At 69.8% G+C, this 26855-nt stretch carries 27 protein-coding genes; 4 read left to right on the forward strand and 23 right to left on the reverse strand.

Translation table 11 applies throughout. The features are described from left to right. Nucleotides 1–175 precede the first annotated feature (175 nt). The 3 genes from AC069R_RS19690 to AC069R_RS19700 all read right to left on the reverse strand — a co-directional run bounded on the left by AC069R_RS19690 (nucleotide 176) and on the right by AC069R_RS19700 (nucleotide 2372). Nucleotides 176–499, reverse strand: coding sequence for an STAS domain-containing protein (locus tag AC069R_RS19690; protein WP_397983994.1), 324 nt, complete (start codon nucleotides 497–499; stop codon nucleotides 176–178). Between the two features lie 192 nt (nucleotides 500–691). Then, the gene (locus tag AC069R_RS19695) at nucleotides 692–1540 is read right to left on the reverse strand and encodes a 3-hydroxyacyl-CoA dehydrogenase family protein (protein WP_478768120.1); all 849 of its coding nucleotides are present in this window, start codon (nucleotides 1538–1540) and stop codon (nucleotides 692–694) included. A gap of 169 nt (nucleotides 1541–1709) precedes the next feature. Beyond that, nucleotides 1710–2372: a TetR/AcrR family transcriptional regulator gene (locus AC069R_RS19700; protein ID WP_478768121.1), complete on the reverse strand. Its 663-nt coding sequence runs from the start codon at nucleotides 2370–2372 to the stop codon at nucleotides 1710–1712. A gap of 79 nt (nucleotides 2373–2451) precedes the next feature. Here AC069R_RS19700 and AC069R_RS19705 point away from each other — a divergent pair, with 79 nt between their 5' ends. The 3 genes from AC069R_RS19705 to AC069R_RS19715 are packed head-to-tail and all read left to right on the forward strand — an operon-like array spanning nucleotide 2452 to nucleotide 4603. Then, complete coding sequence (locus AC069R_RS19705; RefSeq protein ID WP_478768122.1) at nucleotides 2452–3237, forward strand: ABC transporter ATP-binding protein; 786 nt, start codon at nucleotides 2452–2454, stop codon at nucleotides 3235–3237. 30 nt (nucleotides 3238–3267) lie between these two features. After that, nucleotides 3268–4017 carry an ABC transporter permease gene (locus AC069R_RS19710; RefSeq protein ID WP_478768123.1) on the forward strand — a complete coding sequence of 250 codons (750 nt, stop codon included), beginning with the start codon at nucleotides 3268–3270 and terminating at the stop codon, nucleotides 4015–4017. A 13-nt stretch (nucleotides 4018–4030) separates the two neighbouring features. Next, nucleotides 4031–4603, forward strand: coding sequence for a cob(I)yrinic acid a,c-diamide adenosyltransferase (locus AC069R_RS19715; RefSeq protein ID WP_478768124.1), 573 nt, complete (start codon nucleotides 4031–4033; stop codon nucleotides 4601–4603). On the opposite strand, the gene AC069R_RS19720 is transcribed toward AC069R_RS19715, so the two are convergent. Further along, on the reverse strand, nucleotides 4600–5313 hold the full coding sequence (locus tag AC069R_RS19720) for a DUF4097 family beta strand repeat-containing protein (protein ID WP_478768125.1): 714 nt from the start codon (nucleotides 5311–5313) through the stop codon (nucleotides 4600–4602). The two genes, AC069R_RS19715 and AC069R_RS19720, sit on opposite strands and share 4 nt — an antisense overlap. A 261-nt stretch (nucleotides 5314–5574) precedes the next feature. On the opposite strand from AC069R_RS19720, the gene AC069R_RS19725 reads away from it, so the two are divergent. Then, complete coding sequence (locus AC069R_RS19725; protein ID WP_478768126.1) at nucleotides 5575–7413, forward strand: glycosyl hydrolase family 18 protein; 1839 nt, start codon at nucleotides 5575–5577, stop codon at nucleotides 7411–7413. Between the two features lie 87 nt (nucleotides 7414–7500). Here the strand turns inward: AC069R_RS19725 and AC069R_RS19730 are convergent, their stop codons facing one another. The 19 genes from AC069R_RS19730 to rho all read right to left on the reverse strand — a co-directional run bounded on the left by AC069R_RS19730 (nucleotide 7501) and on the right by rho (nucleotide 26743). Next, nucleotides 7501–7947, reverse strand: a complete 447-nt coding sequence (locus tag AC069R_RS19730; RefSeq protein ID WP_397984002.1) for a DUF2550 domain-containing protein — start codon at nucleotides 7945–7947, stop codon at nucleotides 7501–7503. 154 nt (nucleotides 7948–8101) lie between these two features. Further along, nucleotides 8102–8476: a F0F1 ATP synthase subunit epsilon gene (locus AC069R_RS19735; protein ID WP_037656493.1), complete on the reverse strand. Its 375-nt coding sequence runs from the start codon at nucleotides 8474–8476 to the stop codon at nucleotides 8102–8104. A gap of 110 nt (nucleotides 8477–8586) precedes the next feature. Then, nucleotides 8587–10023, reverse strand: a complete 1437-nt coding sequence (gene atpD / locus AC069R_RS19740; protein ID WP_471065067.1) for a F0F1 ATP synthase subunit beta — start codon at nucleotides 10021–10023, stop codon at nucleotides 8587–8589. Beyond that, the gene (locus AC069R_RS19745) at nucleotides 10024–10941 is read right to left on the reverse strand and encodes a F0F1 ATP synthase subunit gamma (protein WP_478768127.1); all 918 of its coding nucleotides are present in this window, start codon (nucleotides 10939–10941) and stop codon (nucleotides 10024–10026) included. Between the two features lie 21 nt (nucleotides 10942–10962). Then, entirely contained in the window at nucleotides 10963–12555 is a 1593-nt protein-coding gene (gene atpA, locus AC069R_RS19750) for a F0F1 ATP synthase subunit alpha (RefSeq protein ID WP_397984005.1), read from the reverse strand. Nucleotides 12556–12713: 158 nt separating this feature from the next. Then, complete coding sequence (locus tag AC069R_RS19755) at nucleotides 12714–13529, reverse strand: F0F1 ATP synthase subunit delta (RefSeq protein ID WP_478768128.1); 816 nt, start codon at nucleotides 13527–13529, stop codon at nucleotides 12714–12716. Then, entirely contained in the window at nucleotides 13526–14071 is a 546-nt protein-coding gene (locus AC069R_RS19760; protein WP_471065061.1) for a F0F1 ATP synthase subunit B, read from the reverse strand. The genes AC069R_RS19755 and AC069R_RS19760 overlap by 4 nt, the downstream gene beginning before the upstream one ends. A 42-nt stretch (nucleotides 14072–14113) precedes the next feature. Then, nucleotides 14114–14344, reverse strand: coding sequence for an ATP synthase F0 subunit C (gene atpE, locus AC069R_RS19765; protein ID WP_024884520.1), 231 nt, complete (start codon nucleotides 14342–14344; stop codon nucleotides 14114–14116). Between the two features lie 73 nt (nucleotides 14345–14417). Further along, nucleotides 14418–15254 (reverse strand): F0F1 ATP synthase subunit A, encoded by an 837-nt coding sequence (gene atpB, locus AC069R_RS19770; RefSeq protein ID WP_478768129.1) that lies wholly within the window; start codon nucleotides 15252–15254, stop codon nucleotides 14418–14420. Between the two features lie 210 nt (nucleotides 15255–15464). Next, nucleotides 15465–15905: a Cg1360 family ATP-synthase-associated protein gene (locus tag AC069R_RS19775; RefSeq protein WP_471065058.1), complete on the reverse strand. Its 441-nt coding sequence runs from the start codon at nucleotides 15903–15905 to the stop codon at nucleotides 15465–15467. 301 nt (nucleotides 15906–16206) lie between these two features. Next, on the reverse strand, nucleotides 16207–17538 hold the full coding sequence (locus AC069R_RS19780) for an MraY family glycosyltransferase (protein WP_478768130.1): 1332 nt from the start codon (nucleotides 17536–17538) through the stop codon (nucleotides 16207–16209). Nucleotides 17539–17690: 152 nt separating this feature from the next. Further along, complete coding sequence (locus AC069R_RS19785) at nucleotides 17691–18929, reverse strand: serine hydroxymethyltransferase (protein WP_478768131.1); 1239 nt, start codon at nucleotides 18927–18929, stop codon at nucleotides 17691–17693. 89 nt (nucleotides 18930–19018) lie between these two features. Then, on the reverse strand, nucleotides 19019–19696 hold the full coding sequence (locus tag AC069R_RS19790; protein ID WP_397984012.1) for an arsenate reductase/protein-tyrosine-phosphatase family protein: 678 nt from the start codon (nucleotides 19694–19696) through the stop codon (nucleotides 19019–19021). Then, nucleotides 19693–20340 (reverse strand): L-threonylcarbamoyladenylate synthase, encoded by a 648-nt coding sequence (locus AC069R_RS19795; RefSeq protein WP_397984013.1) that lies wholly within the window; start codon nucleotides 20338–20340, stop codon nucleotides 19693–19695. The genes AC069R_RS19790 and AC069R_RS19795 overlap by 4 nt, the downstream gene beginning before the upstream one ends. A 47-nt stretch (nucleotides 20341–20387) precedes the next feature. Next, nucleotides 20388–21233: a peptide chain release factor N(5)-glutamine methyltransferase gene (gene prmC / locus AC069R_RS19800; RefSeq protein WP_397984014.1), complete on the reverse strand. Its 846-nt coding sequence runs from the start codon at nucleotides 21231–21233 to the stop codon at nucleotides 20388–20390. A 37-nt stretch (nucleotides 21234–21270) separates the two neighbouring features. Continuing rightward, on the reverse strand, nucleotides 21271–22338 hold the full coding sequence (gene prfA / locus AC069R_RS19805) for a peptide chain release factor 1 (protein ID WP_397984015.1): 1068 nt from the start codon (nucleotides 22336–22338) through the stop codon (nucleotides 21271–21273). Between the two features lie 109 nt (nucleotides 22339–22447). Continuing rightward, a complete protein-coding gene (rpmE, locus tag AC069R_RS19810) occupies nucleotides 22448–22672 on the reverse strand; it encodes a 50S ribosomal protein L31 (RefSeq protein ID WP_019326867.1) in 225 nt (74 codons plus the stop codon). A 559-nt stretch (nucleotides 22673–23231) separates the two neighbouring features. Continuing rightward, nucleotides 23232–24362: an LCP family protein gene (locus AC069R_RS19815; protein ID WP_478768132.1), complete on the reverse strand. Its 1131-nt coding sequence runs from the start codon at nucleotides 24360–24362 to the stop codon at nucleotides 23232–23234. A 338-nt stretch (nucleotides 24363–24700) separates the two neighbouring features. Then, on the reverse strand, nucleotides 24701–26743 hold the full coding sequence (gene rho / locus AC069R_RS19820; RefSeq protein WP_478768133.1) for a transcription termination factor Rho: 2043 nt from the start codon (nucleotides 26741–26743) through the stop codon (nucleotides 24701–24703). Between the last annotated feature and the right edge of the window lie 112 nt (nucleotides 26744–26855).

Genomic DNA, 26855 nt, shown 5'->3' on the forward strand with positions numbered 1-26855 from the left:
GGGCCCGCTCGGTCGAGGGATGCGAGTCAGGCGGGCGACCGAACACTAAACCTTTGCCCAGTATCCACGACAGGGCGGGGTGCCCGGCGGTCCGGGACGTCACGGTCCGACGCGGATTGCCCGCCGGCCTGTGCCCGCGCCCGCGCCCTCCGGGGACTCAGACCCGCGCGAAGACTCAGACCCGCGGCAGCGAGTCCACCCCGATGCCGCCCTCGATCGCGAGGATGCGGTGCAGCCGGGTGGCCACCAACAGGCGCTGCATCTGCGGCGGTACGGCGCGCAGCACCAGGCGGCGGCCGCAGCGGCCGGCCCGCCGGTGGGCACCCATGATCACGCCGAGTCCGGTGGCGTCCCAGGAGTCCAGTTCGGACAGGTCGAGCACCAGATCGCCGGCGCCGTCGTCGACGGCCGAGTGCAGGGCCGTACGGGCGTCCGCCGCGCTGCGGACGTCGAGGCGCCCCCCGACGACCAGCTCGGCGTGGTCGCCCCTGATGTACATATACGCTCCCCGTTGAGTGCGGTTGAGGCCAACTCCGTATCGATGGTGTGCACCGTCTGACTCGATGGTGTGCACCGTCTGACTGAATGCGTGGCGGTGCGGTTGCTGCTTGTAAGCGAACCGATACCGAATTCACCCCTGAGAGTGATGCTCCGGGGGTGAATTCGGTGCCGGGACGCGTCCGGGCGCCGCTCAGTACGTGTAGAAGCCCTGCCCGCTCTTGCGGCCGATGTCACCGGCGTCCACCATCCGGCGCATCAGCTCCGGCGGGGCGAACTTCTCGTCCTGGGACTCGGTGTAGATGTTCCCGGTGGCGTGCAGCAGGATGTCCACGCCGGTCAGGTCGGTGGTGGCGAGCGGGCCCATGGCGTGCCCGAAGCCCAGCTTGCAGGCGAGGTCGATGTCCTCGGCGGTCGCCACGCCCGACTCGTAGAGCTTGACGGCCTCCACGACGAGCGCGGAGATCAGGCGGGTGGTGACGAACCCGGCGACGTCGCGGTTGACCACGATGCAGGTCTTGCCGACGGACTCGGCGAACTCCCGCGCGGTGGCGAGGGCTTCGTCGCTCGTCTTGTAGCCGCGCACCAGCTCGACCAGCTTCATCATCGGCACCGGCGAGAAGAAGTGGACGCCGACGACCCGCTCGGGACGCTCGGTGGCCGCCGCGATCTTGGTGATCGGGATGGCGGAGGTGTTGGAGGCGAGCACGGTCTGCGGGCGCACGATCTTGTCGAGCGCGCGGAAGATCTCGTGCTTGACCTCCAGCTTCTCGAACACGGCCTCCACGACGATGTCCGCGTCCGCGGCGGCGTCCAGGTCGGTGGTGGGGGCGATGCGGCCCAGCGCGGCCTCGGCGTCCGCCGCGTCCAGCTTGCCCTTGCTCACGAACTTGTCGTACGACGCCTTGATGCCGTCGGTGCCGCGCGCCAGCGCCTCGTCGGTGACATCGCGCAGGACGACCTCCCAGCCCGCCTGCGCGGCGACCTGAGCGATACCGGACCCCATGAGACCGGCCCCGATGACGGCGAGCTTCCCTGCCACGTCCGACTCCCTCTTCCCGCTGTTACCCGCTATGGACATGTGCGTCTTCGGCGGACGATAGCGCTCCGAAGCGGCCGTGTGACCAGTAAGTAACGCGCGTCACGTCTCATTTGACGGACGTCACATCGGGACACGTTTCCGTTCGAATCCGGCGGCGCCCCGGCCCCGTTCACCCCTTCGGGGACGGCCCTTCGCCCTGCCCGCGCACCGCGTAGGCGAGCACCCGCTCGCTCAGCAGGGCCTCGACGTCGTCCAGCAGCGCGAGGACCTCCCGTGAGACCTCCGCCGGCGCGCGGCGCTTGAGCATCTCGCGGCCGATGACCCTGACGACCGTGCCGTATATCCAGCTGATCTGACCGGCCATCAGCCGCGGGAGTTCGTCGTCCCCGGCCGCCCCGGTCTCCTCGCGCAGCGCCTGCTCCAGGTTGGCCTCCACCTCCTGGGCGAGCGCCCAGAGCCGGGAGCGCAGGGCCGGCGCCTCCTCGATCACGCGCATGAAGTCGGCGTAGCCCGCGAGCAGTCCGACGCGCGGGGACACCGCCTCGATCTCCTCGCGCAGTTCGCGCAGCACCGCCTCCGCGGCCGACTCCCCCTCCCGGCGGCCGCGGACCCAGCGTGCGAGGCGGTCGACCATGCCCGCGGAACGGTCGAAGAAGAGGTCCTCCTTGGCCGGGAAGTAGTTGTAGACGGTGTTGACGGAGACGTTCGCCGCGTCGGCGATCTCCGCGACCGTCACCGCGTCGAAGCCGCGCTCGACGAACAGGCCCGTGGCGACATCGGAGATGTACTGCCGGGTCTGCCGCTTCTTCCGCTCCCTGAGTCCCTCAGCCATGCCCGCATCCTAACTTCGCTGGCCTTCCTGAAATTTTGGAGTCATTGCAAACTTTCAGAGACTCTGTTTTTCTAGGGGTATGACAGCAGTCATCAGCGCGGTGGATCTCGCCCGCACCTTCCAGACCAAAGCCGGCCCCGTCGAGGCCGTACGCGGCGTCGATCTCACCGTCCACGAGGGCGAGATCCTCGGCTTCCTCGGCCCCAACGGCGCCGGCAAGACGACCACCCTGCGCATGCTCACCACGCTCCTGAAGCCGACCGGCGGCACGGCCACCGTCGCCGGGCACGACCTGGCCACCGACCCGGCGGGAGTGCGCCGGGCCTCCGGATACGTGGCCCAGTCCGGCGGCGTCGACCCGCAGATCACGGTGCGGGAGGAACTGGTCACCCAGGGGCGGTTCTACCGGCTGTCCAGGTCCGACGCCGTCGCCCGCGCCCGGGAACTCGCCCGCGAACTCGACCTCACCGACCTCCTCGATCGCAAAACGTCCGCCCTCTCCGGCGGTCAGCGGCGCCGCCTCGACATCGCGATGGCACTGACCCACCGCCCCAGGGTGCTGTTCCTGGACGAGCCCACCACCGGCCTCGACCCCGGCAGCCGCGCCGACCTGTGGGACCTGGTCCGCCGGCTGCGCGACGAGCACGGCACGACCGTCTTCCTCACCACCCACTACCTGGACGAGGCCGACGCCCTCGCCGACCGCCTGGTGATCGTGGACGGCGGCACCGTCGCCGCCGAGGGCACGCCGAACGCGCTCAAGCTGCGGTACGGCGGCTCCCTGGACGCCACGCTCCAGGACACCTTCCTGGCCGTCACCGGCCGCGCCCCCGCCCCCGCCGACGACACCCCCGTCGCCGTCTAGCTTCCGTCCAGTCCCCAGAAAGCCACCGGCATGCTGCTGCACGACACGGCCCTCGTCTACGGCCGCTACCTCCGCCAGTCCCTGCGCTCCCGCTTCGCCCTCCTCTTCGGCGTCCTCACCCCGCTGCTCTACCTGCTGTTCTTCGGCCCCCTGCTCACCAAGCTCCCGCTCGGCCAGGCGGGCAGCTCCTGGCAGGTCCTGGTGCCGGGGCTGCTGCTCCAACTCGGCCTGTTCGGTGCCCTGTTCTCGGGATTCACGATCATCATGGAGAGCGCGCAGGGGGTGGTGGACCGGATGCGGGTCACCCCCGTCAGCCGGCTCGCCCTGCTGCTCGGCCGGGTGCTGCGCGACGCCACGGTGTTCGTGTTCCAGGCGGTCCTGCTGGTGCTTGCCGCCGTGGCGATGGGCCTGCGCGCACCCGTGGCGGGGATCCTCATCGGCTTCGGGTTCGTCGCCCTGCTCACCCTCTCCCTGGCCTCGCTGTCATACGCCATGGGCATGAAGGTCCGCACCCCGCAGGAGTTCGGCCCGCTGATCAACGCGGTGTCGATGCCCTCGATGCTGCTGTCCGGCCTGATGCTCCCGATGACCCTGGCACCGGGCTGGCTGGACGTGCTGTCCCACTTCGTGCCGTTCCGCTACCTGGTGGACGCGGTGCGCGACGCCTACGTCGGCCACTACGCCAGCCCACACATGCTCTACGGCGTCCTCGTGGCCGTCGGCTTCGCCGCGCTGGCCGTGACGGCGGGCACACGGGTGTTCCGGACGGCCGGGGCGTAATTACGCTGGGCCCATGGTCAATCTGACGCGTATCTACACCCGCACCGGGGACAAGGGCACCACGCACCTCGGTGACATGAGCCGGGTGCCCAAGACGGACCTCCGGATCTCCGCGTACGCGGACTCCAACGAGGCCAACGCGGTCATCGGCACCGCGATCGCCCTGGGCGGCCTGGACGAGGAGGTCGTGCAGGTCCTCACCCGCGTGCAGAACGACCTGTTCGACGTGGGCGCGGACCTGTCCACCCCAATGGCGGACAACCCGCAGTACCCCCCGCTGCGGGTCGAGCAGTTCTACATCGACCGCCTGGAGGCGGACTGCGACCGCTTCAACGAGCAGCTGGAGAAGCTGCGCTCCTTCATCCTCCCCGGCGGCACTCCGGGCGCGGCCCTGCTCCACCAGGCCTGCACGGTCGTCCGCCGCGCCGAACGCTCCACCTGGGCGGCCCTGGAGGTGCACGGCGACCTCATGAACCCCCTCACCGCCACCTACCTCAACCGCCTCTCCGACCTCCTCTTCATCCTGGCCCGCATCGCCAACAAGGCCACGGGCGACGTGCTGTGGGTACCGGGCGGCGAACGCTAGCGCGTCCGCTGGCCCGCCGACCTCACCGTCAAGTCGCCGTTCGTCGTCGACAGATCCAGGACGTAGCGGCCCGACGGGTCGTCCTGGAAGGCCAGGTTCCGGTCGCCGTTGGTGTTGTGTGCCGATATCCGGTAGCCGGCGGGCGGTGCCGTGACCGTGAGGTCGCCGCTGGAGGTGTGGGCCTTGATGTTCTGGGGGGTGGCGGTCTGGATCGTCACTCCGCCGTTCGAGGTCTGCGCGTCGATGCCGCCCTTGGCGTTCTTCACCCTGACCTCGCCGTTCGAGGTGCGCAGCTTCACCGGGCCCGCTGTGTCGCGCACCGTGATCCCGCCGTTGCTGGTGTGCACGTCGACGGCGCCGACGCCGTCCAGCGCGAGGCCGCCGTTGGAGGTGCTGCCCGTGACCGGGAGGGCGGCGGGGACCTTGACGTCGTAGTCGACGCCGCAGTGGTGGCCGCAGCCGGCGAGGGTGAGGACGCCGTCCGTCACGCGGAAGGACACACCGGTCGGCTTGTCGCCGCTGTAGGTGACCTTGCGGTGCACGGAGATCCCGGAGGTGTCCCGCGACGCCTCCACCTTCACCCCGCCGTCGCCGCTGTCGATCCGGATCGACGTGACCTTCTGGGACACCCTGGCGTCGTCCTGGAAGGTCTTCTGGTCGAGGACCGAGCACGCGGACAGCCCGCCGACGGACAGTGCGGCCAGGGCCACGGCAGCAAGGAAACGCGCGCGACGCATGAAGGGTCCCCCGTATACAGAGCATCGGATCGCTGATCGGTCACTGCGATCGTACGCACCCCACCGCCTGCGCTTCGCTGGGGAAAACCCCCCAATCCACCGGGGGCACACCCCAGTTGGATTGGTCCAGACCTATTGACCCGTGGTCCAGACCTTCCTACCCTCGGGGCACCGTGGACATGAAGGCTCAGTCATGTCCGCCCTCTGTCACCCCACTACCGAGGGAGGCGCTCGATGCGCTTCAGAGACAAGGTCGCGGCAGGGCTCGCGACCCTGGCACTCCCCCTGGCCGGACTGGTCGGACTCGCGAGCCCGGCGCCGGCCGCGGACGGCGCCCAGGCGGCCGGCGTCACCGCGAGCTTCACCAAGTCCAGCGACTGGGGCACCGGCTTCGGCGGCCAGTGGACCATCAAGAACTCCGGCTCCGCGAGCATCAGTTCCTGGACCGTCGAATGGGACTTCCCCTCCGGCACGTCCGTCAGCTCCGCCTGGGACGCCGACGTCACCAACTCCGGCAACCACTGGACGGCGAAGAACAAGTCCTACAACGGCACCCTCGCCCCCGGCGCCTCCGTCAGCTTCGGCTTCAACGGCGCCGGCTCCGGCAATCCGAGCAACTGCACGCTGAACGGCGGCAGTTGCGACGGCATGACGGCCCCCGGCGACGCCGCCCCGAGCGCCCCCGGCACCCCGACCGCCTCCGCCGTCACCGACACCTCGGTGAAGCTCACCTGGAGCGCGGCCACCGACGACAAGGGCATCAAGAACTACGACGTGCTGCGCGACGGCAAGGTCGTCGCCACCGTGACCACCACCTCGTACACCGACACCGGGCTCACCGCCGGCAGCGACTACTCCTACTCCGTGCAGGCCCGCGACACCGCCGGCCAGACCGGCCCGGCCAGCGCCGCGGTAGCCGTACACACCACCGGCGGCGGCTCCACCACTCCCCCGCCCGCCGGCGGCAAGGTCAAGCTCGGCTACTTCACCGACTGGGGCATCTACGCCCGCAACTACAACGTGAAGAACCTGGTGACCTCCGGCTCCGCCGCCAAGATCACCCACATCAACTACGCCTTCGGCAACATCACCGGCGGCAAGTGCGCCATCGGCGACTCCTACGCCGACTACGACAAGGCGTTCACCGCCGACCAGTCCGTCAACGGCACGGCCGACACCTGGGACCAGCCGCTGCGCGGCAACTTCAACCAGCTGCGCGAGCTGAAGGCCAAGTACCCCAACCTCAAGATCATCTGGTCCTTCGGCGGCTGGACCTGGTCCGGCGGATTCGCCGACGCGGCCAAGGACCCGGCGGGCTTCGCCCAGTCCTGCTACGACCTCGTCAACGACCCGCGCTGGGCCGATGTGTTCGACGGTATCGACATCGACTGGGAGTACCCCAACAACTGCGGTCTGACCTGTGACACCAGCGGGCCGGAGGCGTTCAAGAACGTGCTGGCCGCGCTGCGCGCCAAGTTCGGCTCCAGCAAGCTGGTCACCGCCGCGGTCACCGCCGACGGCTCGGACGGCGGCAAGATCGACTCCGCCGACTACTCCGGCGCCGCCCAGTACGTCGACTGGTACAACGTGATGACGTACGACTTCTTCGGCGCCTGGGACGCGCAGGGCCCCACCGCCCCGCACTCCCCGCTCACCTCGTACAGCGGCATCCCGAAGGCCGGCTTCACCACCGCCGACGCGATCGCCAAGTACAAGGCGGCCGGCGTCCCCGCGTCCAAGCTGCTCATCGGCATCGGCTTCTACGGCCGTGGCTGGACCGGCGTCACCCAGGACGCGCCCGGCGGCACCGCCACGGGTCCGGCGGCCGGCACCTATGAGCAGGGCATCGAGGACTACAAGGTCCTCAAGTCGTCCTGCCCGGTCACCGGCACCATAGCGGGCACCGCGTATGCCCACTGCGGCAGCAACTGGTGGTCGTACGACACCCCGTCGACCATCGCCGGGAAGATGAGCTGGGCCAAGTCCCAGGGCCTGGGCGGCGCGTTCTTCTGGGAGTTCAGCGGCGACACCAGCGACGGCGAGCTGGTGAACGCGATCAGCAGCAACCTGTGAGAACCGTCGACTGAGAAACCCTCTAAGCGACGTTGACCCTCCCCCAGACTCCGTCCGGGGGGACCCCCGGACAGCGGGTGAACGCGGCTACGCCACGTTCACCCGCTGTCCGGGCGGGGCTGCCTCAAGCCACGCCAGAAAGCCGGTCAGCGCGTCTTCGCTCATCGCGAGTTCGAGGCGCGTGCCCCGGTGGATGCAGGCGAGGATCACCGCGTCGGACAGCAGCGCCAGTTCCTCCTCGCCCTCGGGCAGCCGGCGGCCGGCCACCTCGATCTGGGCGCGTTCCAGGACGCGGCGGGGGCGGACGGCGTAGGAGAAGACCCGGTACCACTCGATGCGGTCGCCGTTGTAGCGGGCGACGCCGTAGCTCCAGCCCTTGCCGCCGGTGTCCGGTTTCTCGGCCACGTCCCAGCGCAGGGAGCAGTCGAAGGTCCCGCCCGAGCGCTGGATCAGCCGGCGGCGCAGCCCGAACAGAAACAGTCCCACCACCACGAGCGCGACCACGATCCCGCACACAGTCAGAGCGAGGACCATCGGCACCGACCTCCTCGTCTCCTAGGTAGGGGAACTGCTTCTACTACTGAGTAATGAAACGGAAAAAACACCTACATCTGCCTCAGCCGCGACCGGCACCGGATTGCTCCGGGCCGGCCGCGGCTGAGTGATGTCAACGTACCGCGCGGCTGGTTCAGCGCGCGGTCGCCGCACGAAGTCGGACGTCCGCGCGGCGCTCGGCGGCGGCGTCGCCCTCCGCCTTCGCCCGCTCGAGTTCCCGCTCCGTGCGCTGGACATCGATCTCGTCCGACAGCTCGGCGATCTCGGCCAGCAGGGACAGCTTGTTGTCCGCGAACGAGACGAAACCGCCGTGCACCGCGGCGACGACGGTTCCGCCATCACTCGTACGGATGGTCACCGGGCCCGACTCCAGCACACCGAGCAGCGGCTGGTGACCGGGCATGACGCCGATGTCGCCGGAGGTGGTGCGCGCGACGACCAGGGTGGCCTCGCCGGACCAGACCTGGCGGTCCGCGGCGACCAGCTCGACGTGCAGCTCAGCAGCCAAGAGTGGCTCCTCGGGTCACCACCCGGCAGGGGCGCCGGGTGTTGGGGTCAATTCTAGTGGGCGTTGCCGAGGGGGCGGGACGCGCCCGCCCCCTCGTACGAGCGCGAGGCTCAGGAGACGCCCAGCTCCTTGGCGTTGGCCTTGAGGTCGTCGAGGCCACCGCACATGAAGAACGCCTGCTCCGGGAAGTGGTCGTACTCGCCGTCACAGATCGCGTTGAACGCGGCGATCGACTCGTCCAGCGGCACGTCCGAACCGTCCACGCCGGTGAACTGCTTGGCGACGTGGGTGTTCTGGGACAGGAAGCGCTCCACGCGACGGGCACGGTGGACGACGAGCTTGTCCTCCTCGCCGAGCTCGTCGATACCGAGGATCGCGATGATGTCCTGCAGGTCCTTGTACTTCTGCAGGATGTTCTTCACGCGCATGGCCGCGTTGTAGTGGTCCGCGGCGATGTACCGCGGGTCCAGGATCCGGGACGTCGAGTCCAGCGGGTCCACGGCCGGGTAGATGCCCTTCTCCGAGATCGGACGGGAGAGAACCGTCGTCGCGTCGAGGTGGGCGAAGGTGGTGGCCGGGGCCGGGTCGGTCAGGTCGTCCGCGGGGACGTAGATCGCCTGCATCGAGGTGATCGAGTGACCGCGGGTCGACGTGATGCGCTCCTGGAGGAGACCCATCTCGTCGGCCAGGTTCGGCTGGTAACCCACCGCGGACGGCATACGGCCGAGCAGCGTGGAGACCTCGGAACCGGCCTGCGTGAAGCGGAAGATGTTGTCGATGAAGAACAGCACGTCCTGCTTCTGGACGTCACGGAAGTACTCGGCCATGGTGAGGCCGGCCAGCGCGACGCGCAGACGGGTGCCCGGCGGCTCGTCCATCTGACCGAAGACCAGGGCGGTCTTGTCGATGACGCCCGAGTCGGTCATCTCCTCGATGAGGTCGTTGCCCTCACGGGTGCGCTCGCCGACACCGGCGAACACGGAGACACCGTCGTGGTTGTTGGCGACACGGTAGATCATCTCCTGGATGAGCACCGTCTTGCCGACGCCGGCGCCGCCGAACAGACCGATCTTGCCGCCCTTGACGTACGGGGTCAGCAGGTCGATGACCTTGACGCCGGTCTCGAACATCTCGGTCTTCGACTCGAGCTCGTCGAAGTTGGGCGCCTTGCGGTGGATCGGCCAGCGCTCGCCCTCGTACTGCTCGTCGACGTTCAGCACCTCGCCAAGGGTGTTGAACACCTTGCCCTTGGTGAAGTCGCCGACGGGCACCGAGATCGGGGCACCGGTGTCGGTGACCGGGGCCTGGCGGACCAGGCCGTCGGTCGGCTGCATGGAGATGGTGCGGACCAGACCGTCACCCAGGTGCTGGGCGACCTCCAGGGTCAGCGTCTTCTTCTCGCCGGCGTTGGCCGGGTCGGCCACCTCGACGTGCAGCGCCTGGTAGATGTCCGGCATCGCGTCGACGGGGAACTCCACGTCGACGACCGGGCCGATGACCCGGGCGACGCGGCCCGTAGCCGTCGCGGTCTCAACAGTGGTGGTCATTTATCGGTCACTCCCCGCGGTCGCGTCGGCCAGGGCGCTCGCGCCACCGACGATCTCGCTGATTTCCTGGGTGATTTCGGCCTGGCGGGCCGCGTTGGCAAGGCGGGAGAGCGTGTTGATCAGCTCGCCCGCGTTGTCGGTGGCCGACTTCATCGCGCGCCGCGTGGCGGCGTGCTTGGAAGCGGCCGACTGAAGCAGCGCGTTGTAGATACGGCTCTCCACGTAGCGCGGCAGCAGGGCGTCGAGGACGTCCTCCGCCGAGGGCTCGAAGTCGTAGAGCGGAAGGATCTCGCCCTCGGTCCTCGTCTCCTCGGCGACCTCTTCGAGGCGCAGCGGAAGCAGCCGTGCGTCGAGCGCGGTCTGCGTCATCATCGAGACGAACTCGGTGTAGACGATGTGGAGTTCATCCACGCCGCCCTCGGCCGTGTCCTTCTCGATGGCCTCGATCAGGGGTGCCGCGACCTTCTTGGCGTCCGCGTACGTCGGCTCGTCGGTGAAGCCCGTCCACGACTCCACGACCTTGCGCTCGCGGAAGTTGTAGTGGGCGACACCGCGCCGGCCGACGATGTACGTGTCGACCTGCTTGCCCTCGCGCTCCAGGCGCTCGGTCAGCTGCTCCGCCGCCTTGATGGCGTTGGAGTTGAAGGCGCCGGCCAGACCGCGGTCGCTCGTGAGGAGCAGGACCGCGGCACGGGTCGGGTTCTCCGCCTCCGTGGTGAGCGGGTGCTTGGTGTTCGACCCCGTACCGACCGCCGTGACCGCGCGCGTCAGCTCGGTCGCGTACGGCGCGGAGGCCGCCACCTTGCGCTGCGCCTTGACGACGCGCGAGGCGGCGATCATCTCCATCGCCTTGGTGATCTTCTTGGTCGCGCTGACGGATCGGATGCGACGCTTGTAGACCCGGAGCTGGGCTCCCATGAGTCAGGTCCCTTCCTTACGTCACTTGGCGGCAGCGGCAGGAGTGTCCTCGCCGAGCAGCTTGCCGTCCGAGGTCTCGAACTGCTTCTTGAACTCGGCAACGGCGTCGTCGATCGCCTGGATGGTGTCGTTCGACATCTTGGCGCCCTCCTTGATGGAGGTCATCAGGCCCTGGTGCTTGCGGTGCAGGAAGTCCAGCAGCTCCCGCTCGAAGCGGCGGACGTCCGCGACCGGGACGTCGTCCATACGGCCGTTGGTGCCGGCCCACACGGAGACGACCTGGTCCTCGGTGGCCATCGGCTGGTACTGGTCCTGCTTCAGCAGCTCGACCATGCGCTGACCGCGCTCCAGCTGGGCCTTGGAGGCCGCGTCCAGGTCGGAACCGAAGGCGGCGAACGCCTCCAGCTCGCGGAACTGGGCGAGGTCCACACGCAGGCGGCCGGAGACCTGGCGCATCGCCTTGTGCTGGGCGGAGCCACCGACTCGGGAGACCGAGATACCGACGTTCAGCGCGGGACGCTGACCGGCGTTGAACAGGTCCGACTCCAGGAAGCACTGGCCGTCGGTGATGGAGATGACGTTGGTCGGGATGAACGCCGAGACGTCGTTGGCCTTGGTCTCGACGATCGGCAGACCGGTCATCGAACCGGCACCCATCTCGTCGGAGAGCTTGGCGCAGCGCTCCAGCAGACGCGAGTGCAGGTAGAAGACGTCACCCGGGTAGGCCTCACGGCCCGGCGGGCGGCGCAGCAGCAGGGACACGGCGCGGTAGGCGTCGGCCTGCTTCGAGAGGTCGTCGAAGATGATGAGGACGTGCTTGCCCTCGTACATCCACTGCTGACCGATGGCCGAACCGGTGTACGGCGCAAGGTACTTGAAGCCGGCCGGGTCGGACGCCGGGGCGGCGACGATGGTCGTGTACTCCAGGGCGCCGTTCTCCTCCAGCGAGCGGCGCACGCCCGCGATGGTGGAGCCCTTCTGGCCGATGGCGACGTAGATGCAGCGGACCTGCTTCTTCGGGTCGCCGGTGCGCCAGTTGTCGCGCTGGTTGATGATGGTGTCGACGGCCAGGGCGGTCTTGCCGGTCTGGCGGTCACCGATGATCAGCTGACGCTGACCACGGCCGATCGGGGTCATCGCGTCGACGGCCTTGTAGCCGGTCTCCATCGGCTCGTGCACCGACTTGCGCTGCATGACCGTGGGGGCCTGCAGCTCAAGCGCGCGGCGGCCGGACGTCTCGATCTCGCCGAGGCCGTCGATCGGGTTGCCGAGCGGGTCGACAACACGGCCGAGGTAGCCCTCGCCGACCGCGACGGAGAGCACCTCGCCGGTACGCGTGACCGGCTGGCCCTCCTCGACGCCGCTGAACTCGCCGAGGACGATGGCACCGATCTCGCGCTCCTCAAGGTTGAGGGCGAGGCCGAGGGTGCCGTCCTCGAACTTCAGCAGTTCGTTGGCCATGGCCGAGGGAAGACCCTCGATCTTCGCGATGCCGTCGCCGGCAAGGGTGACCGTACCGACCTCCTCGCGCGAGGCCGCGTCCGGCTTGTACGACTGGACGAAGTTCTCCAGCGCGTCCCGGATCTCCTCCGGCCGGATCGTGAGCTCCGCCATCTGGGTTCCCTGCTCTCCTTGTTGGGCCCGAAGTTTCACTTTGGGGGGATGGGGACTCCCCCCAACAGGAGGTGAATCCTCTGCACGGCCCAACCAGGGCCGTATGTACGTACTGCTATATCGGTATGTCGAGGTGCCGCGTCGCTGACGCGTCGCCGTCAGCCCGCCATGCGGCGGGCGGCCTCGTCCAGCCGGTCCGCGAGCGAACCGTTGATGACCTCGTCGCCGACCTGGACCCGCATTCCGCCTACGACGTCGGGGTCCACGTCCAGGTTGAGGTGGATCCGGCGGCCGTAGAGCTTGCCGAGGGCGGCGCCGAGGCGCTGCTTCTGGGTGTCGCTCAGCGGTACCGCCGAGGTGACGACGGCGACCAGCCGGTCCCGGCGCTCCGCGGCCAGCTTGGACAGGGACTCCAGTCCCGCTTCCAGGCTACGACCACGCGGCGCGGCCACGAGGCGCACGACCAGGCGCTCGGTGGCGGGCTTGGCCCGTCCGCCCAGCAGCCGGTTCAGCAGCTCGGTCTTGGCCCCGGCGGCCGCGGCGCGGTCGGTCAGGGCGGCACGCAGCTCGGTGCTGGAGGAGACGATCCGGCCGAACCGGAACAGCTCGTCCTCGACCTCGTCGAGGTTGCCACGCTTCTCCGCGGCGGTGAGGTCGGCGATGTCCGCCAGCTGCTCCAGTGCGTCCACCAGGTCGCGGGGCTGCGACCAGCGGGCGCGGGCCATCCCGGCCACCAGGTCGGCGGTCACGCCGCTGACCTGGGTGCCGAGCAGGCGCTGGACCAGCTCGGCCTTGGCCTCCGAGGACTGCGCCGGGTCGGTGAGAACCCGGCGCAGGCCGACCTCGCGGTCGAGCAGCGCGGTGACGGCCGCCAGCTCGTCGGCGAGCGTGGTCGCGTCCACGGACGTGGAGTCCGTCAGCGCGTCGAGACGCTCCCGTGCGGCTGCCAGGGCCTCGCGGCTCGCTCCGTTCATCGCGCGGCCTCGGCCTTCTCCTCGAGCTCGTCGAGGAAGCGGTCGATCACGCGGCTCTGCCGGGCGTGGTCCTCAAGGGACTCGCCGACGAGCTTGCCGGCCAGGTCGGTGGCGAGCTTGCCGACGTCCTGGCGCAGCGCGGACGCGGCGGCCTTGCGGTCCGCCTCGATCTGGGCGTGACCGGCGGCGACGATCTCCTCGCGCTGCCGCTGGCCCTCGGCCCGCATCTCGGCGATGAGGGCGGCACCCTGCTCCTGCGCCTCCTGGCGCAGCCGCGCGGCCTCGTGCCGGGCCTCGGCGAGCTGGGCCTTGTACTGCTCAAGGACGCTCTGGGCCTCGGTCTGCGCGGCCTCGGCCTTTTCGATACCGCCCTCGATGGCCTCGCGGCGCTCCTCCAGAACCTTGTTGATGTTCGGGAGAAGCTTCTTGGCGAGGAAGCCGAAGACGATGACGAAGGCGATCAGGCCGATGACGAGCTCTGGGATCGGCGGGATGAGGGGGTTCTCGGCCTCCTCAGCCGCGAGCTGAACCAGGGGGCTCATATCAGTGCCTTTCGTCTAGTCGGCTGGTCGTGGATCGTCAGATCACTTGCCGTAGACGAACGGCATGACCAGGCCGATCAGGGCGAGCGCCTCACAGAAGGCGAAGCCCAGGATCTGGTTGGCGCGGATCAGGCCGGCCGCCTCGGGCTGACGGGCGAGGGCCTGCGTACCGTTACCGAAGATGATGCCGACGCCGACGCCGGGGCCGATGGCAGCGAGGCCGTAACCGATGGAGCCGAGCGAGCCGGAAACAGCGGCAAGGGTCTGGGACATGCCAGTTCTTCCTTTTCTTTACGGACCGGTGGGGGTTGGCCACCGGACGACTTGGGGTGAGGAGGAGGAAAGCTCAGTGGTGCTCGGCGAGCGCGCCCTGGATGTAGGAGCACGTCAGCAGAACGAAGACGTACGCCTGCAGGGCCTGGATGAACAGCTCGAAGGCGGTCATCACGATGGTCATGATGAAGCTGACGCCCGCGTAGGCGATGCCGATGCCGTTGAGCATGTACCAGCTGGCGATCGTGAACAGCAGCAGCAGGGTGTGGCCCGCGAACATGTTCGCGAACAGTCGCACCGCGTGGGTGAACGGCCGCACCAGCAGGTTCGAGAAGAACTCGATGACCATGGCCAGCGGGAGGACCGGGCCGAGCGACTTGTCGTAGCCCGTGAAGTTCTTGAAGGCACCGACGAAGCCGTGGCGCTTGAACGTCAGGCCGACCCAGAGGACGTAGACGATGGCGGCCAGGACGGCGGGGTACGAGATGATCGCCGTCACCGGGAACTGGGCGACCGGAATGATCGACCAGAGGTTCATCATCCAGACGAAGAAAAACAGCGAGACGACCAGCGGTACGTACTTCTCGCCCTCCTTCTTGCCGATCGTCTCGTAGACGACACCGCGGCGGATGAAGTCGTAGCCCGCCTCGGCGGCCATCTGCAGCTTGCCCGGAACGACCTTCGGCTTCCGGAACGCGGCCCAGAAGAAGCCGATGATGATGATGGAACCGAGGAGCGCCAGCAGCATCGTCTTGTTGAAGTACAAGTTGCTGTCCGCGTCGCCCCAGAGCGGCTTGAACAGGAACGAGTGCAGGCCCGGAGCCGGGAAGCCGCACCCGTCGAACAGGTGGCAGCTCGTGTCGAAAGCGAGCGTCTGCGTCGGATCAGCACTCACCGCGGGCTCCTTCATCGTGGCGCATAGGTACGGCAACCTCGTTGTGTCGGCGCGGCGTGCGGCCGCGGGTCGGCACGGGACTGGTGTGACGGATGTGGGGGCGGCTGGGGGGCATCTCGCCTCGCGATCGAACAGGCGTCAGCTCGGATGCCCGCGCCCGCGATGCCGCAGTTGGCACCGGACGATAGCAGCAAGCGTGCTGCGCCTTTATCCCGGCCCTACCTCTCACGACGTACGCCCTGTCTTTTCGGGCTTGTCACCCGAGGACGAGGCGTCCGGTTCGACGTAGAGGGTCTTGGCCTTCATGTGCGCACGTGTCTGCGCGCCGATCCACGCGAGGGTGGCGACCACGAGCGTGATGGCGAAGGCACGCGGGTTGAAAAGCGTGGTGTTCTTGAACAGGGCGACGAAGATGACCAGCAGCAGCAGCTGGGCCGCGTAGAGCATCAGGCCCATCATCTGGAACAGCTGCGGGAAAGACTTGGCGGTGCGCTGGAGCACGTACAGACCGAGCCCCATGAACAGGATGACGACCACCGTCGCGACGACGGCCCCGATCGCTCCCTTGCCGCCCGCGACCACACCGCTGACGACGGCGGCGAGCGCGCCGACGGCAGCCGTGGGCACGGCGGCCTGGGCAAGGATCCGGGCGTCAGAAGACGGCATGGCGGCAACTCCGCTTTCACAGGGGGCAGGTGTCGTCATGGACGAGCGTAGTCCCGGACTGAGCGATCGAGATCTCACACCAATGGACCGTCGCACTACGGTCCTTCGGCTCTATCCGGGGTTCTCGTGAACAGTATCACAAACTATTTGATGAGGTCTTTACCTGGTCGGTGTGCTTGCTGTCACACATGAGAGTGACTCTGCACGTCTGATCAGAAACCCCGCCGCTTTGTCTGGTATTGGGGATCTTTGCTCCCCCACGAGTTGGCAATGCTCTAGTCAGATTCTTACCTTGACCGTCTCAGGAACGGTCAGGAAATCGCCCACGAGTGCCGATTGCGGTCGCCCCGTTGACGCCGGACACACCGGCCGGGACGGGGGCGGGCTCTTCGCCCCCCGGAACCTCCGAAGTGCCTTGTCCGGCAGCCTCGCTGGCGAGTTCCGCTTCCGCCGCCGCGGCCGCGCGCCGGCGCCGGTAGCGGGGCGGCACGAAGCGCTGGGCCCACACGGGCACCCGCGGCGTGAAGCGCGGCAGGAGCAGCAGGACGAGGCCGACGGCGCTCAGGAAGACGACGCCGAGCACGATCCACATGGAGGCCGAGTTGACCGAGTAGGCGAGCGCGCCGAAGGCGATCAGCGCGGACCAGAAGTACATGATCAGCACCGCGCGGCTGTGCGAGTGGCCGATCTCCAGCAGCCGGTGGTGCAGATGCCCGCGGTCCGCGGCGAACGGCGACTGGCCGCGCCAGGTGCGGCGCACGATCGCCAGCACCAGGTCGGCCGCGGGGATCGCGATGATCGTCAGCGGCATCAGCAGCGGGATGTAGACCGGCACCATCTGGTGGACGGTGGCGCGCTCCGAACCGGAGAACAGGTTCATCACGTCCGGGTCCACCTGACCCGTGATCGAGATGGCGCCCGCGGCCAGCACCAGGCCGATCAGCATGGAGCCGGAGTCGCCCATGAAGATCCGCGCCGGGTGCATGTTGTGCGGCAGGAAGCCCAGGCACATGCCCATGAGGATCGACGCGAACAGGGTGGCGGGGGCGGCGGCCTCGATGCCGTACGACACCCACACGCGGTACGCGTACAGGAAGAACGCCACCGTCGCGATGCACACCATGCCGGCCGCGAGACCGTCCAGGCCGTCCACGAAGTTGACCGCGTTGATGGTGATGACCACGAGCGCCACGGTCAGCAGCGTGCCCTGCCACTGGGTGAGCGCCACATTGCCGACGCCGGGGATAGGCAGCCACAGGATCGTCAGGCCCTGCATCACCATGACGCCGGCGGCGATCATCTGGCCGCCGAGCTTGATCAGGGCATCGATCTCGAACTTGTCGTCCAGGACGCCGATCAGCCAGATCAGGGCGGCGCCGGAGAGCAGGGCCCGCGGCTCGTTGGACTTCTCGAACACCCAGTTGAGGCTGGACAGATGGTCGGCGACCAGCAGACCGGCGCACAGCCCGAAGAACATCGCGATCCCGCCGAGGCGCGGAGTGGGCTCCCGGTGCACGTCACGGGCCCGGATCTCCGGCATCGCCCCCGCCACGATCGCGAACTTCCGCACCGGCCCCGTCAGCAGGTACGTCACCGCGGCCGTGATGCAGAGCGTCAGCAGGTATTCACGCACGGGCTTCCCCACAGGTCTCGCTGGCCATCACAGCCTCACAGCCTAGCGGCGGGCGTATACGGATGAGGACTTACGGGTAGCCAGGATGGTTGCAGACCTTGCTGTGACCGTCGCTGTGCCGGTGCTGTGCCCTTTGACGCGGCTGCCCCCGTTCACCCCGGATACGGCGGGAACGCCGCGGTCAGCTCGCGCACCTCCGCCCGCGCCCCGGCCGGTTCCGGGTGCCCGCGCACCACCGCGGCGAGCAGCTTCGCGATCCGCTCCATCTCCGGCTCGCCCATGCCCTGGGTGGTCACCGCGGCCGTCCCCAGGCGCAGGCCCCGGCCGTCGCCGCCGGGCAGCGCGCAGCAGTCCAGGACGATCCCGGCGGCGGCGAGCCGGCCGCGGGCGGTGCGGCCGTCCACGCCGAACGGCGCCACGTCGGCGGTGATCAGGTGGGTGTCCGTACCGCCGGTGGTGACGGCGAGCCCCTCCTCGGCGAGGTGGCCGGCCAGGGTGCGGGCGTTGGCGACCACCTGGTGCGCGTACGTGGCGAACGCCGCCGTCGCGGCCTCGCCGAACGCGACGGCCTTCGCGGCGATGGTGTGCATCTGCGCCCCGCCCTGGGTGAACGGGAACACCGCCCGGTCCACCCGCTCGGCCAGCTCCTCGCCGCACAGCACCATGCCGCCGCGGGGGCCGCGCAGCACCTTGTGCGTGGTCGCGCACACGATGTCGGCGTACGGCACCGGGGTCGGGGCGGCGCCGCCCGCGACGAGGCCGATGGGGTGGGCGGCGTCCGCGATCAGATAGGCGCCGACCTCGTCGGCGACCTCGCGGAAGAAGGCGTAGTCGATGTGCCGGGGGTAGGAGATCGAGCCGCACACGATCGCCTTGGGGCGGTGGTTGCGGGCCAGGTGGCGCACCTGGTCGTGGTCGATCAGCCCGGTCTCCGCATCGACGCCGTAGCCGACGAAGTCGAACCAGCGGCCGGAGAAGTTGGCCGGGGAGCCATGGGTGAGGTGACCGCCGTAGGGCAGCCCCAGGGCGAGGACGGTGTCGCCGGGGCGCAGCAGGGCGGCGTACGCCGCGAGGACGGCGGAGGAGCCGGAGTGGGCCTGCACGTTCGCGTGCCGGGCCCCGAACAGCGCGCACGCCCGCTTTACGGCCAGCCGCTCGGCCATGTCCACCAGCTCGCAGCCGCCGTGGTGGCGGGCGCCGGGGTAGCCCTCGGCGTACTTGTTCGCCAGCGGCGACCCGAGGGCGGCGAGCACGGCGCGGGAGGTGAAGTTCTCCGCCGCGATCAGCTGGAGCGACGTCGACTGCCGCCGCAGCTCCCCCAGCAGGATCTCGGCCACCTCGGAGTCCTGCTCCCGCAGGACATCGGCCTCGTGCAGGGTGATGACCGACATGACGGACTCCGGGCGGTCGACGGTGACGTATCCCCAATGTAGGCCGGGGTCGGTCCGGGGGCGCGGTGTCGGCGAACTCGCATGGTCCGCTACATCCGTGCCGGGACTCCGGTGAGCGCCGTGACGACCGGGTCCAGCGCGTCCCGTATCTCGTCGCCGATGGAGCGGAAGAAGGGCAGGGGGGCGCCGTAGGGGTCGTAGACCTCGTCGGCCTCGGCCGTGGGGGCCAGGAGCCAGCCGCGCAGGGCGGCGGCGGCGCGGACCAGGGCGCGGGCGCGCATGACGAGGCCGTCCTCCAGGGGCGGCAGCGTCGCCGGGTCGATCGCGCGGACCAGGCGCGTGAACTCCTTCAGGGTGAAGGTGCGCAGGCCCGCCGAATGGCCCATGGAGATGACCTGGGCGCGGTGGTCGCGGGTCGCGGTCAGGACCAGGTCGGCCCGGATCACGTGCTCGTCCAGCAGCTCCCGGCCCATGAAGCCGGAGGCGTCCGCGCCGAAGTCGGCCAGCACGGTCTCCGCGTTGGCCTCCATCGGCGCGCCCTCGTGGCCCCAGGTGCCCGCGCTCTCCACGATCAGCCCGCCGCCGAGCACACCGAGGCGCTCGGCGACGAAATGCCGGGTCAGCCGCTCGGTGATCGGCGAGCGGCACACGTTGCCGGTGCTGACGTGGAGGATGCGGAAGGTGTCGCGCGGAAACCCGAAGGTCGTCGTCTCCTCCGCGAGGCGCTCCCCGATGCCTATGCCACGCCCCGCTTCAGGGGCCGTCAATTCGCCACCTCAAGGTCGGGTACGACCTTGCGCAGCTCGTCCGGCGAGATGGCGCCCTCGCGCAGCAGCACCGGCACGTCGCGGGAGACGTCCACGATGGACGAGGGCACGTTGCCCGGCGTCGGGCCGCCGTCGAGGTAGACGGAGACGGAGTCGCCGAGCATGTCCTGCGCGGCGTCGCAGGTCTCCGGCGACGGGTGCCCGGTGAGGTTGGCGGAGGAGACCGCCATCGGACCGACCTCGGTGAGCAGCTCGATGGCGACCGGGTGCAGCGGCATGCGCACGGCGACCGTGCCCCGCGTGTCGCCGAGGTCCCACTGGAGCGACGGCTGATGCTTGGCGACCAGCGTCAGGGCACCCGGCCAGAACGCGTCGACCAGGTCCCAGGCCAGCTCGGAGAAGTTCGTGACCAGGCCGTGCAGGGTGTTCGGGGAGCCGATGAGCACGGGGGTGGGCATGTTGCGGCCCCGGCCCTTGGCGGCGAGCAGATCGGCGACGGCCTCGGCGGAGAACGCGTCGGCACCGATGCCGTAGACCGTGTCGGTCGGCAGCACCACCAGCTCGCCCCGGCGGACGGCGGACGCGGCTTCGCGCAGACCCGTCGCGCGGTCGGTCGCGTCGTTGGTGTCGTATCGCCGTGCCATTTAACGGGCCTCCTCGTACACAAACTGCGGGGTTGACGTCTCGCTGCTCACGGCAGCGCCTTGCGGGCGGTGGCGAACCGCGGCCGGTTGTTGAGGTCGGGGTGATCGGCCGCGTCGGCCCAGCCCCGCTCCTCGGTGAAGATCCACGGCACCTGTCCGCCCTGGGTGTCGGCGTGTTCGATGACGACGACCCCGCCGGGCCGCAGCAGCCGGTGCGCGGTGCGCTCGATGCCGCGGATCAGGTCGAGCCCGTCCTCCCCCGAGAACAACGCCAGCTCGGGGTCGTAGTCGCGGGCCTCGGGGGCGACGTACTCCCATTCGGTGAGCGGGATGTACGGCGGGTTGGAGATGACCAGGTCGACCTGGCCGTCCAGGTCCGGGAACGCGGCCAGGGCGTCACCCTGGCGCAGGTCGACCCTGGACCCCTCCACGTTCTTGCGGGTCCAGCGCAGCGCGTCCTCCGACAGCTCCACGGCGTGCACCCGCGAGCGCGGCACCTCCTGGGCGAGGGCCAGCGCGATGGCACCGGAGCCGGTGCACAGGTCGACGATGCAGGGCTCGACCACGTCCATGGCGCGCACCGCGTCTATGGCCCAGCCGACCACCGACTCGGTCTCCGGCCGGGGCACGAACACGCCGGGCCCGACCTGGAGTTCCAGGTAGCGGAAGTAGGCCCGCCCGGTGATGTGCTGGAGCGGCTCGCGCTGCTCGCGCCGGGCGATGACCTCCCAGTACCGGGCGTCGAAGTCCGCGTCCTTCACGGAGTGCAGTTCGCCGCGCTTGACGCCGTGCACGAACGCGGCGAGCTCCTCCGCGTCGGTGCGCGGCGAGGGCACGCCGGCGTCGGCCAGCCGCTGGGTGGCCTGGGCCACCTCCGATAGCAGCAGGTTCACGCAAGTCCTCCGGAAGTCAGCAAGTCCTCGTGGTTCCTTACGCGGCCGCGAGCTTCGCCGCCGAGTCGGCGTCGACGCAGGCCTGGATGACCGCGTCGAGTTCGCCGTCCAGGACCTGGTCCAGGTTGTACGCCTTGAAGCCGACGCGGTGGTCGGAGATGCGGTTCTCCGGGAAGTTGTACGTACGGATCTTCTCGGAGCGGTCGACGGTGCGGACCTGGCTGCGGCGGGCGTCCGCGGCCTCCCGCTCGGCCTCCTCCTGGGCCGCGGCGAGCAGCCGGGAGCGCAGGATGCGCAGGGCCTGCTCCTTGTTCTGGAGCTGGCTCTTCTCGTTCTGGCAGGAGGCGACCACACCGGTGGGCAGGTGGGTGATGCGCACCGCGGAGTCCGTGGTGTTGACGGACTGGCCGCCGGGGCCCGAGGACCGGTAGACGTCGATCCGCAGGTCGTTCGGGTTGATCTCCACGTCCACCTCCTCGGCCTCGGGGGTGACGAGGACACCGGCGGCGGAGGTGTGGATACGGCCCTGGGACTCGGTGGCCGGCACGCGCTGCACGCGGTGCACACCGCCCTCGTACTTCAGCCGCGCCCACACGCCCTGGCCGGGCTCGGCCTGGCCGCGGGTCTTCACCGCGACCTGGACGTCCTTGTAGCCGCCCAGCTCGGACTCGGTGGCGTCGATGATCTCGGTCTTCCAGCCGACGCGCTCCGCGTAGCGCAGGTACATGCGCAGCAAGTCGCCGGCGAACAGCGCCGACTCGTCGCCGCCCGCGCCCGCCTTGATCTCCAGGATGACGTCCTTGTCGTCGCTGGGGTCGCGCGGGACCAGCAGGAGGCGCAGCTTCTCGGTCAGCTCCTCGCGCTGCTGCTCCAGCTCCTTGACCTCGGCGGCGAAGTCGGGGTCGTCGGCGGCCAGCTCGCGCGCGGTCTCGATGTCGTCGCCGGCCTGCTTCCAGGAGCGGTACGTGCCGACGATCGGGGTCAGCTCGGCATAGCGCTTGTTCAGCTTGCGCGCGTTCGCCTGGTCGGCGTGGACCGACGGGTCGGCGAGCTTCTTCTCGAGGTCGGCGTGCTCGGCGACGAGCTCCTCGACTGCCTCGAACATCTTTCGGCTCCTGTACTGCGGTGAAGGGAAGGGGCGGGCGACCAAAAACGCCGGTCCCGGACGCACGCCCTCGCGGACGTACGGCCGTGGACCGGCGAATGGGGGCTCGCTACTTCTTGGAGCCGGCGGCAGCCTTGCCGAAGCGGGCCTCGAAGCGGGCCACACGGCCACCGGTGTCGAGGATCTTCTGCTTGCCCGTGTAGAACGGGTGGCACTCGGAGCAGACCTCGGCACGGATGGTGCCGGACTCGATGGTGCTCCGGGTGGTGAACGACGCGCCACAGGTGCAGCTGACCTGCGTCTCGACGTACTCGGGGTGGATGTCGCGCTTCAAGGTTTCTCCTAGGTTCCGGGAGGGCTCCGGGTCGCCGCCGCGGGCTGCGGGGACGTGAACCGGGGCCGACGTACCAGTCTGCCAGGACTGGGGCCATCCCCCAAAACCGGGGGTGCGGTTGTTCTATTCCGGGGGCGGGACGGGGCGCGGCTCCGGGACTCCGCGGGCGGGACCGGGGGGCGGTTCCGGGGCTCCGCGAGCGGGACCGGGGGGCGGTTCCGGGACTCCGCGAGCGGGACCGGGGGCGATCGCGGGGGCTCCGCGGGACGGTCCCGGAAGAGGGCTGCGGGGACTCCGCAGCGGTTCTGGGAAGCCCCGCAGGCAGTCTGGAAGACGGCTGCCGGGGCTCCTGGGAGGCGGTTGCGGGGGCTCCGCGGGGCGCGGTCCCGGAAGACGGCTGCGGGGACTCCTGGGAGGCGGTTGCGAGGGTTCCGCAGGGCGGTCCCGGAAGACGGCTGCGGGGGCTGCGCAGGCGGTTCCGGGAGACCCCGCGAGCAGTCCGGGAGACCCCGCGGGCGGTTCCGGGAGGTCCTGCCGGAACCGCCCCCGCGGCCGGCCGTCAGCCGCTGACCACGCCGCCGGCCTCGCCCGTGGCCGTGCCCTGCGTGGCCGACTTCGGGATCGGGCGGTCGTTCTTCAGCGCGTCCCACACCAGCTGGGCCTTGGACTTGACCAGCAGCACCCGGTTGGGGTTCGCCGGGTCGTACTCGACGGGCATGGTGACCATCGTCATGTGCCGGGAGTCGATGCCCTTGAGACCGTCGGCGAACTCGATGAGGGAGTTGACCGAGCCGAGGTCGGAGTCGGTGGTGACGGCCTTGGTGGCGGTGTCGGCGAGGTCGTACAGCTTCTTCGGGTCGCTGAACACGCCGACGCTCTTGACCTGGCCGAGCAGCGCCTTGACGAAGGCCTGCTGGAGCTGGATGCGGCCGAGGTCGGAGCCGTCGCCGACGCCGTGCCGGGTGCGGACCAGGCCGAGGGCCTGCTGTCCGTCGAGGGTGTGCGTGCCGGCCTTCAGGTCGAGGTGGCTCTGCGGGTCGGCGATGGCCTTGGTGGTGGTGACCGGAACGCCGCCGAGGTCGTCGATGAGCTTCTGGAAGCCCGCGAAGTCGACCTCCAGGTAGTGGTCCATGCGGATGCCGGTGAGGGATTCCACGGTCTTCACGGCGCAGGCGGCACCGCCGGTGGAGTACGCCTCGTTGAACATCACGGCGCTCGCCGCCGGGTGCGTGGCGCCCTTGGTGTCGGTGCACGCGGGGCGGTCCACCAGGGTGTCGCGGGGGATGGAGACCACGCCGGCCTTCTTGTGGCCCTCGTAGACGTGCACGATCATCGCGGTGTCGGAGCGGGCGCTGCCGTCGTCCGTGCCGCCGCCGAGCTTCTTGTTGGAGCCGGAGCGGGTGTCCGAGCCGAGGACCAGGATGTTCTCGGAGCCGTTGTCGATCTTCGTGGGCCGGTCCTTGCCGAGGACCTGGTTGATGTCGACGCTGTGCAGGTTGCCGTTGAGCTTGAAGTACAGGTAACCGGCCCCGGCGCCGCCGAGCACCAGCACGCCCGCGGCCGTCCAGGCCGTCGCGAGCAGGGCCTTGCGGCCGGTGCTGCGGGGCTTGCGGCGCCGTCCCCGGCCCCTTCGGCCGGGCTCCTGGGCGCCGGGCTGGGGTATCGGTTCCGGCATGCTCTCGGCGGACACGGCACTCCTAGGTCTCGTCGATCGGTTACCCCCTGCGGTCAGGGTCAGGCGCGGTCATCACCGCTCCATCGTCCCTCCGTACGGGAGGACGGAGAAACTCGGGACAGCGTTGCACAACGCAGAGTGCCCACCGCGTGCGGCGATGGGCACTGTGTGTAGTCGCGGGGGTCCGGGGTGCGGCGCTCACCTGGGGTTTTGGCACCGGTTGTCGTATGTTTCCGGCCGGGTACGGAACGTAACCCTTGTGGCAAAGGTCTCGCGCCGACGCCTTCCGGCATCCGTACGGCGAAGAGGCCGCCCCCTGGAAGGGGACGGCCTCTTGTTCGGCGCCGGGGACGTCAGTCGCCGTTGCCGGGGGTCGGCGTCGTCTTCTGGATCTGCATCAGGAACTCGACGTTCGACTTGGTCTGCTTCATCTTGTCCAGCAGCAGCTCGATCGCCTGCTGCTGGTCCAGGGCGTGCAGCACCCGGCGCAGCTTCCAGACGATGCCCAGCTCCTCGGCGCCCAGCAGGATCTCCTCCTTGCGGGTGCCGGACGCGTCCACGTCCACCGCCGGGAAGATGCGCTTGTCGGCGAGCTTCCGGTCGAGCTTGAGCTCCATGTTGCCGGTGCCCTTGAACTCCTCGAAGATCACCTCGTCCATGCGGGAGCCGGTGTCCACGAGGGCCGTCGCCAGGATGGTCAGCGAGCCGCCGTCCTCGATGTTGCGCGCGGCACCGAAGAAGCGCTTCGGCGGGTACAGCGCGGTCGAGTCGACACCACCGGACAGGATGCGGCCGGAGGCCGGCGCCGCCAGGTTGTAGGCGCGGCCCAGACGCGTGATGGAGTCCAGCAGCACGACCACGTCGTGGCCCAGCTCCACGAGGCGCTTGGCGCGCTCGATGGCCAGCTCCGCGACCGTGGTGTGGTCCTCGGCCGGGCGGTCGAAGGTCGAGGAGATGACCTCGCCCTTGACCGACCGCTGCATGTCGGTGACCTCTTCCGGACGCTCGTCGACCAGGACGACCATCAGGTGGCACTCGGGGTTGTTGTGCGTGATCGCGTTGGCGATCGCCTGCATGATCATGGTCTTGCCGGTCTTCGGCGGGGCCACGATCAGACCGCGCTGGCCCTTGCCGATCGGCGACACGAGGTCGATGATCCGGGTCGTCAGCACACCGGGGTCCGTCTCCAGGCGGAGGCGGTCCTGCGGGTACAGCGGCGTCAGCTTGTTGAACTCCGGGCGGCCGCGGCCGTGTTCGGGCGCCATGCCGTTGACGGAGTCGAGGCGGACCAGCGCGTTGAACTTCTCGCGGCGCTCGCCCTCCTTCGGCTGGCGGACCGCACCGGTGAGGTGGTCGCCCTTGCGCAGGCCGTTCTTGCGGACCTGGGCGAGGGAGACGTACACGTCGTTCGGGCCCGGCAGGTAGCCGGAGGTCCGGATGAAGGCGTAGTTGTCGAGGATGTCCAGGATGCCCGCGACGGGGATCAGGACGTCGTCCTCGGCGACCTGCGGCTCGGCGATCTCGTCGCGGCCACGACGGCCCCGGCGGTCACGGTAACGGCCGCGCCGGCCGCGCCGGCCGCCGTCGAAGTCGTCGTCGTCCTGCTGCTGCCGGTCCTGGCGGCCGCCCTGCTGGCCCTGCTGCTGACGCTGGCCGCCCTGCTGGTCGTCGCCCTTGTTCCTGCGGTCACCACGGTCCCCGCGGTCACCACGCTCGCCGCGGTCGCGGTCGCGGCCGCGCTCACGGCGGTCGCGGCGGCCACGGCCCTCGCCGTCACCGGCGTCGTTCTTCGCGGACTCGCCCTGCTGCTGCGGCTGCTGGCCGTCGGCCCTGGCCTCGCCCTTCGCCTCGGCGCGGGCCTCGGTCTTCGTCTCGGCGGCGGCCGTCTCGGCGCCCGCGGCGGGGCTGCCGGCCTCGGCGGTGGCGCGACGGCGACGGCGCTCGGCCGGCGCCTCGTCCGCCCGCTCGCCCTCGCTGGCGCGGGCGGTGCCCCCGGCGACGGGCTGCCCCGGAATCTCGATCTGCTGCTGAGCCTTCTCGGCGGGCGCCTCGGACTTGGCGGCCTTCTGCGCGCCGTCCGCGCTCTCGCCGGTGCGGGCCTTGGAGGTGGCCCGGCGCTTCGGCTTGGTCTCGGCGGCGGCCTCGGCCTTGGGGGCGCCGCCCTGGGCCTGCGCCTCCTTGATGACCTCGATCAGCTGGCTCTTGCGCATCCGCGCGGTGCCCCTGATCCCGAGGCCCGAGGCGACCTGCTGCAACTCGGCCAGCACCATGCCCTCAAGGCCGGTACCCCGGCGCCGCCGGGAGCCGGCACCGGTGGCAGGCGCGGAGGCGTCCGTGGCGGGCGCGGCAGCGGTCTCCTCGACACGTGCGCCCATCAGATCGGTGGTGTCGCTCACGAAGGGTCCTTCCCTGGAGCGGACGTCGGCCTTCTGGCTCGGCGACCGGTTGTGCTGTCCGGCTACGGTCCTGTCTTCGGTGAACCGTGCCGGGGCGGTGGTCCGCCAACGA

The sequence above is a fragment of the Streptomyces sp. NPDC043952 genome (assembly GCF_056435325.1).

Coding starts and splice junctions, on each gene's coding strand:
- AC069R_RS19690 (WP_397983994.1), bottom strand. CDS start 499: ATGTACATCAGGGGCGACCACGCCGAGCTGGTCGTCGGGGGGCGCCTC.
- AC069R_RS19700 (WP_478768121.1), bottom strand. CDS start 2,372: ATGGCTGAGGGACTCAGGGAGCGGAAGAAGCGGCAGACCCGGCAGTAC.
- AC069R_RS19705 (WP_478768122.1), top strand. CDS start 2,452: ATGACAGCAGTCATCAGCGCGGTGGATCTCGCCCGCACCTTCCAGACC.
- AC069R_RS19710 (WP_478768123.1), top strand. CDS start 3,268: ATGCTGCTGCACGACACGGCCCTCGTCTACGGCCGCTACCTCCGCCAG.
- AC069R_RS19715 (WP_478768124.1), top strand. CDS start 4,031: ATGGTCAATCTGACGCGTATCTACACCCGCACCGGGGACAAGGGCACC.
- AC069R_RS19725 (WP_478768126.1), top strand. CDS start 5,575: ATGCGCTTCAGAGACAAGGTCGCGGCAGGGCTCGCGACCCTGGCACTC.
- AC069R_RS19730 (WP_397984002.1), bottom strand. CDS start 7,947: ATGGTCCTCGCTCTGACTGTGTGCGGGATCGTGGTCGCGCTCGTGGTG.
- atpD (WP_471065067.1), bottom strand. CDS start 10,023: ATGACCACCACTGTTGAGACCGCGACGGCTACGGGCCGCGTCGCCCGG.
- AC069R_RS19745 (WP_478768127.1), bottom strand. CDS start 10,941: ATGGGAGCCCAGCTCCGGGTCTACAAGCGTCGCATCCGATCCGTCAGC.
- atpA (WP_397984005.1), bottom strand. CDS start 12,555: ATGGCGGAGCTCACGATCCGGCCGGAGGAGATCCGGGACGCGCTGGAG.
- AC069R_RS19755 (WP_478768128.1), bottom strand. CDS start 13,529: ATGAACGGAGCGAGCCGCGAGGCCCTGGCAGCCGCACGGGAGCGTCTC.
- AC069R_RS19760 (WP_471065061.1), bottom strand. CDS start 14,071: ATGAGCCCCCTGGTTCAGCTCGCGGCTGAGGAGGCCGAGAACCCCCTC.
- atpE (WP_024884520.1), bottom strand. CDS start 14,344: ATGTCCCAGACCCTTGCCGCTGTTTCCGGCTCGCTCGGCTCCATCGGT.
- atpB (WP_478768129.1), bottom strand. CDS start 15,254: ATGAAGGAGCCCGCGGTGAGTGCTGATCCGACGCAGACGCTCGCTTTC.
- AC069R_RS19775 (WP_471065058.1), bottom strand. CDS start 15,905: ATGCCGTCTTCTGACGCCCGGATCCTTGCCCAGGCCGCCGTGCCCACG.
- AC069R_RS19785 (WP_478768131.1), bottom strand. CDS start 18,929: ATGTCGGTCATCACCCTGCACGAGGCCGATGTCCTGCGGGAGCAGGAC.
- AC069R_RS19795 (WP_397984013.1), bottom strand. CDS start 20,340: ATGGCACGGCGATACGACACCAACGACGCGACCGACCGCGCGACGGGT.
- prfA (WP_397984015.1), bottom strand. CDS start 22,338: ATGTTCGAGGCAGTCGAGGAGCTCGTCGCCGAGCACGCCGACCTCGAG.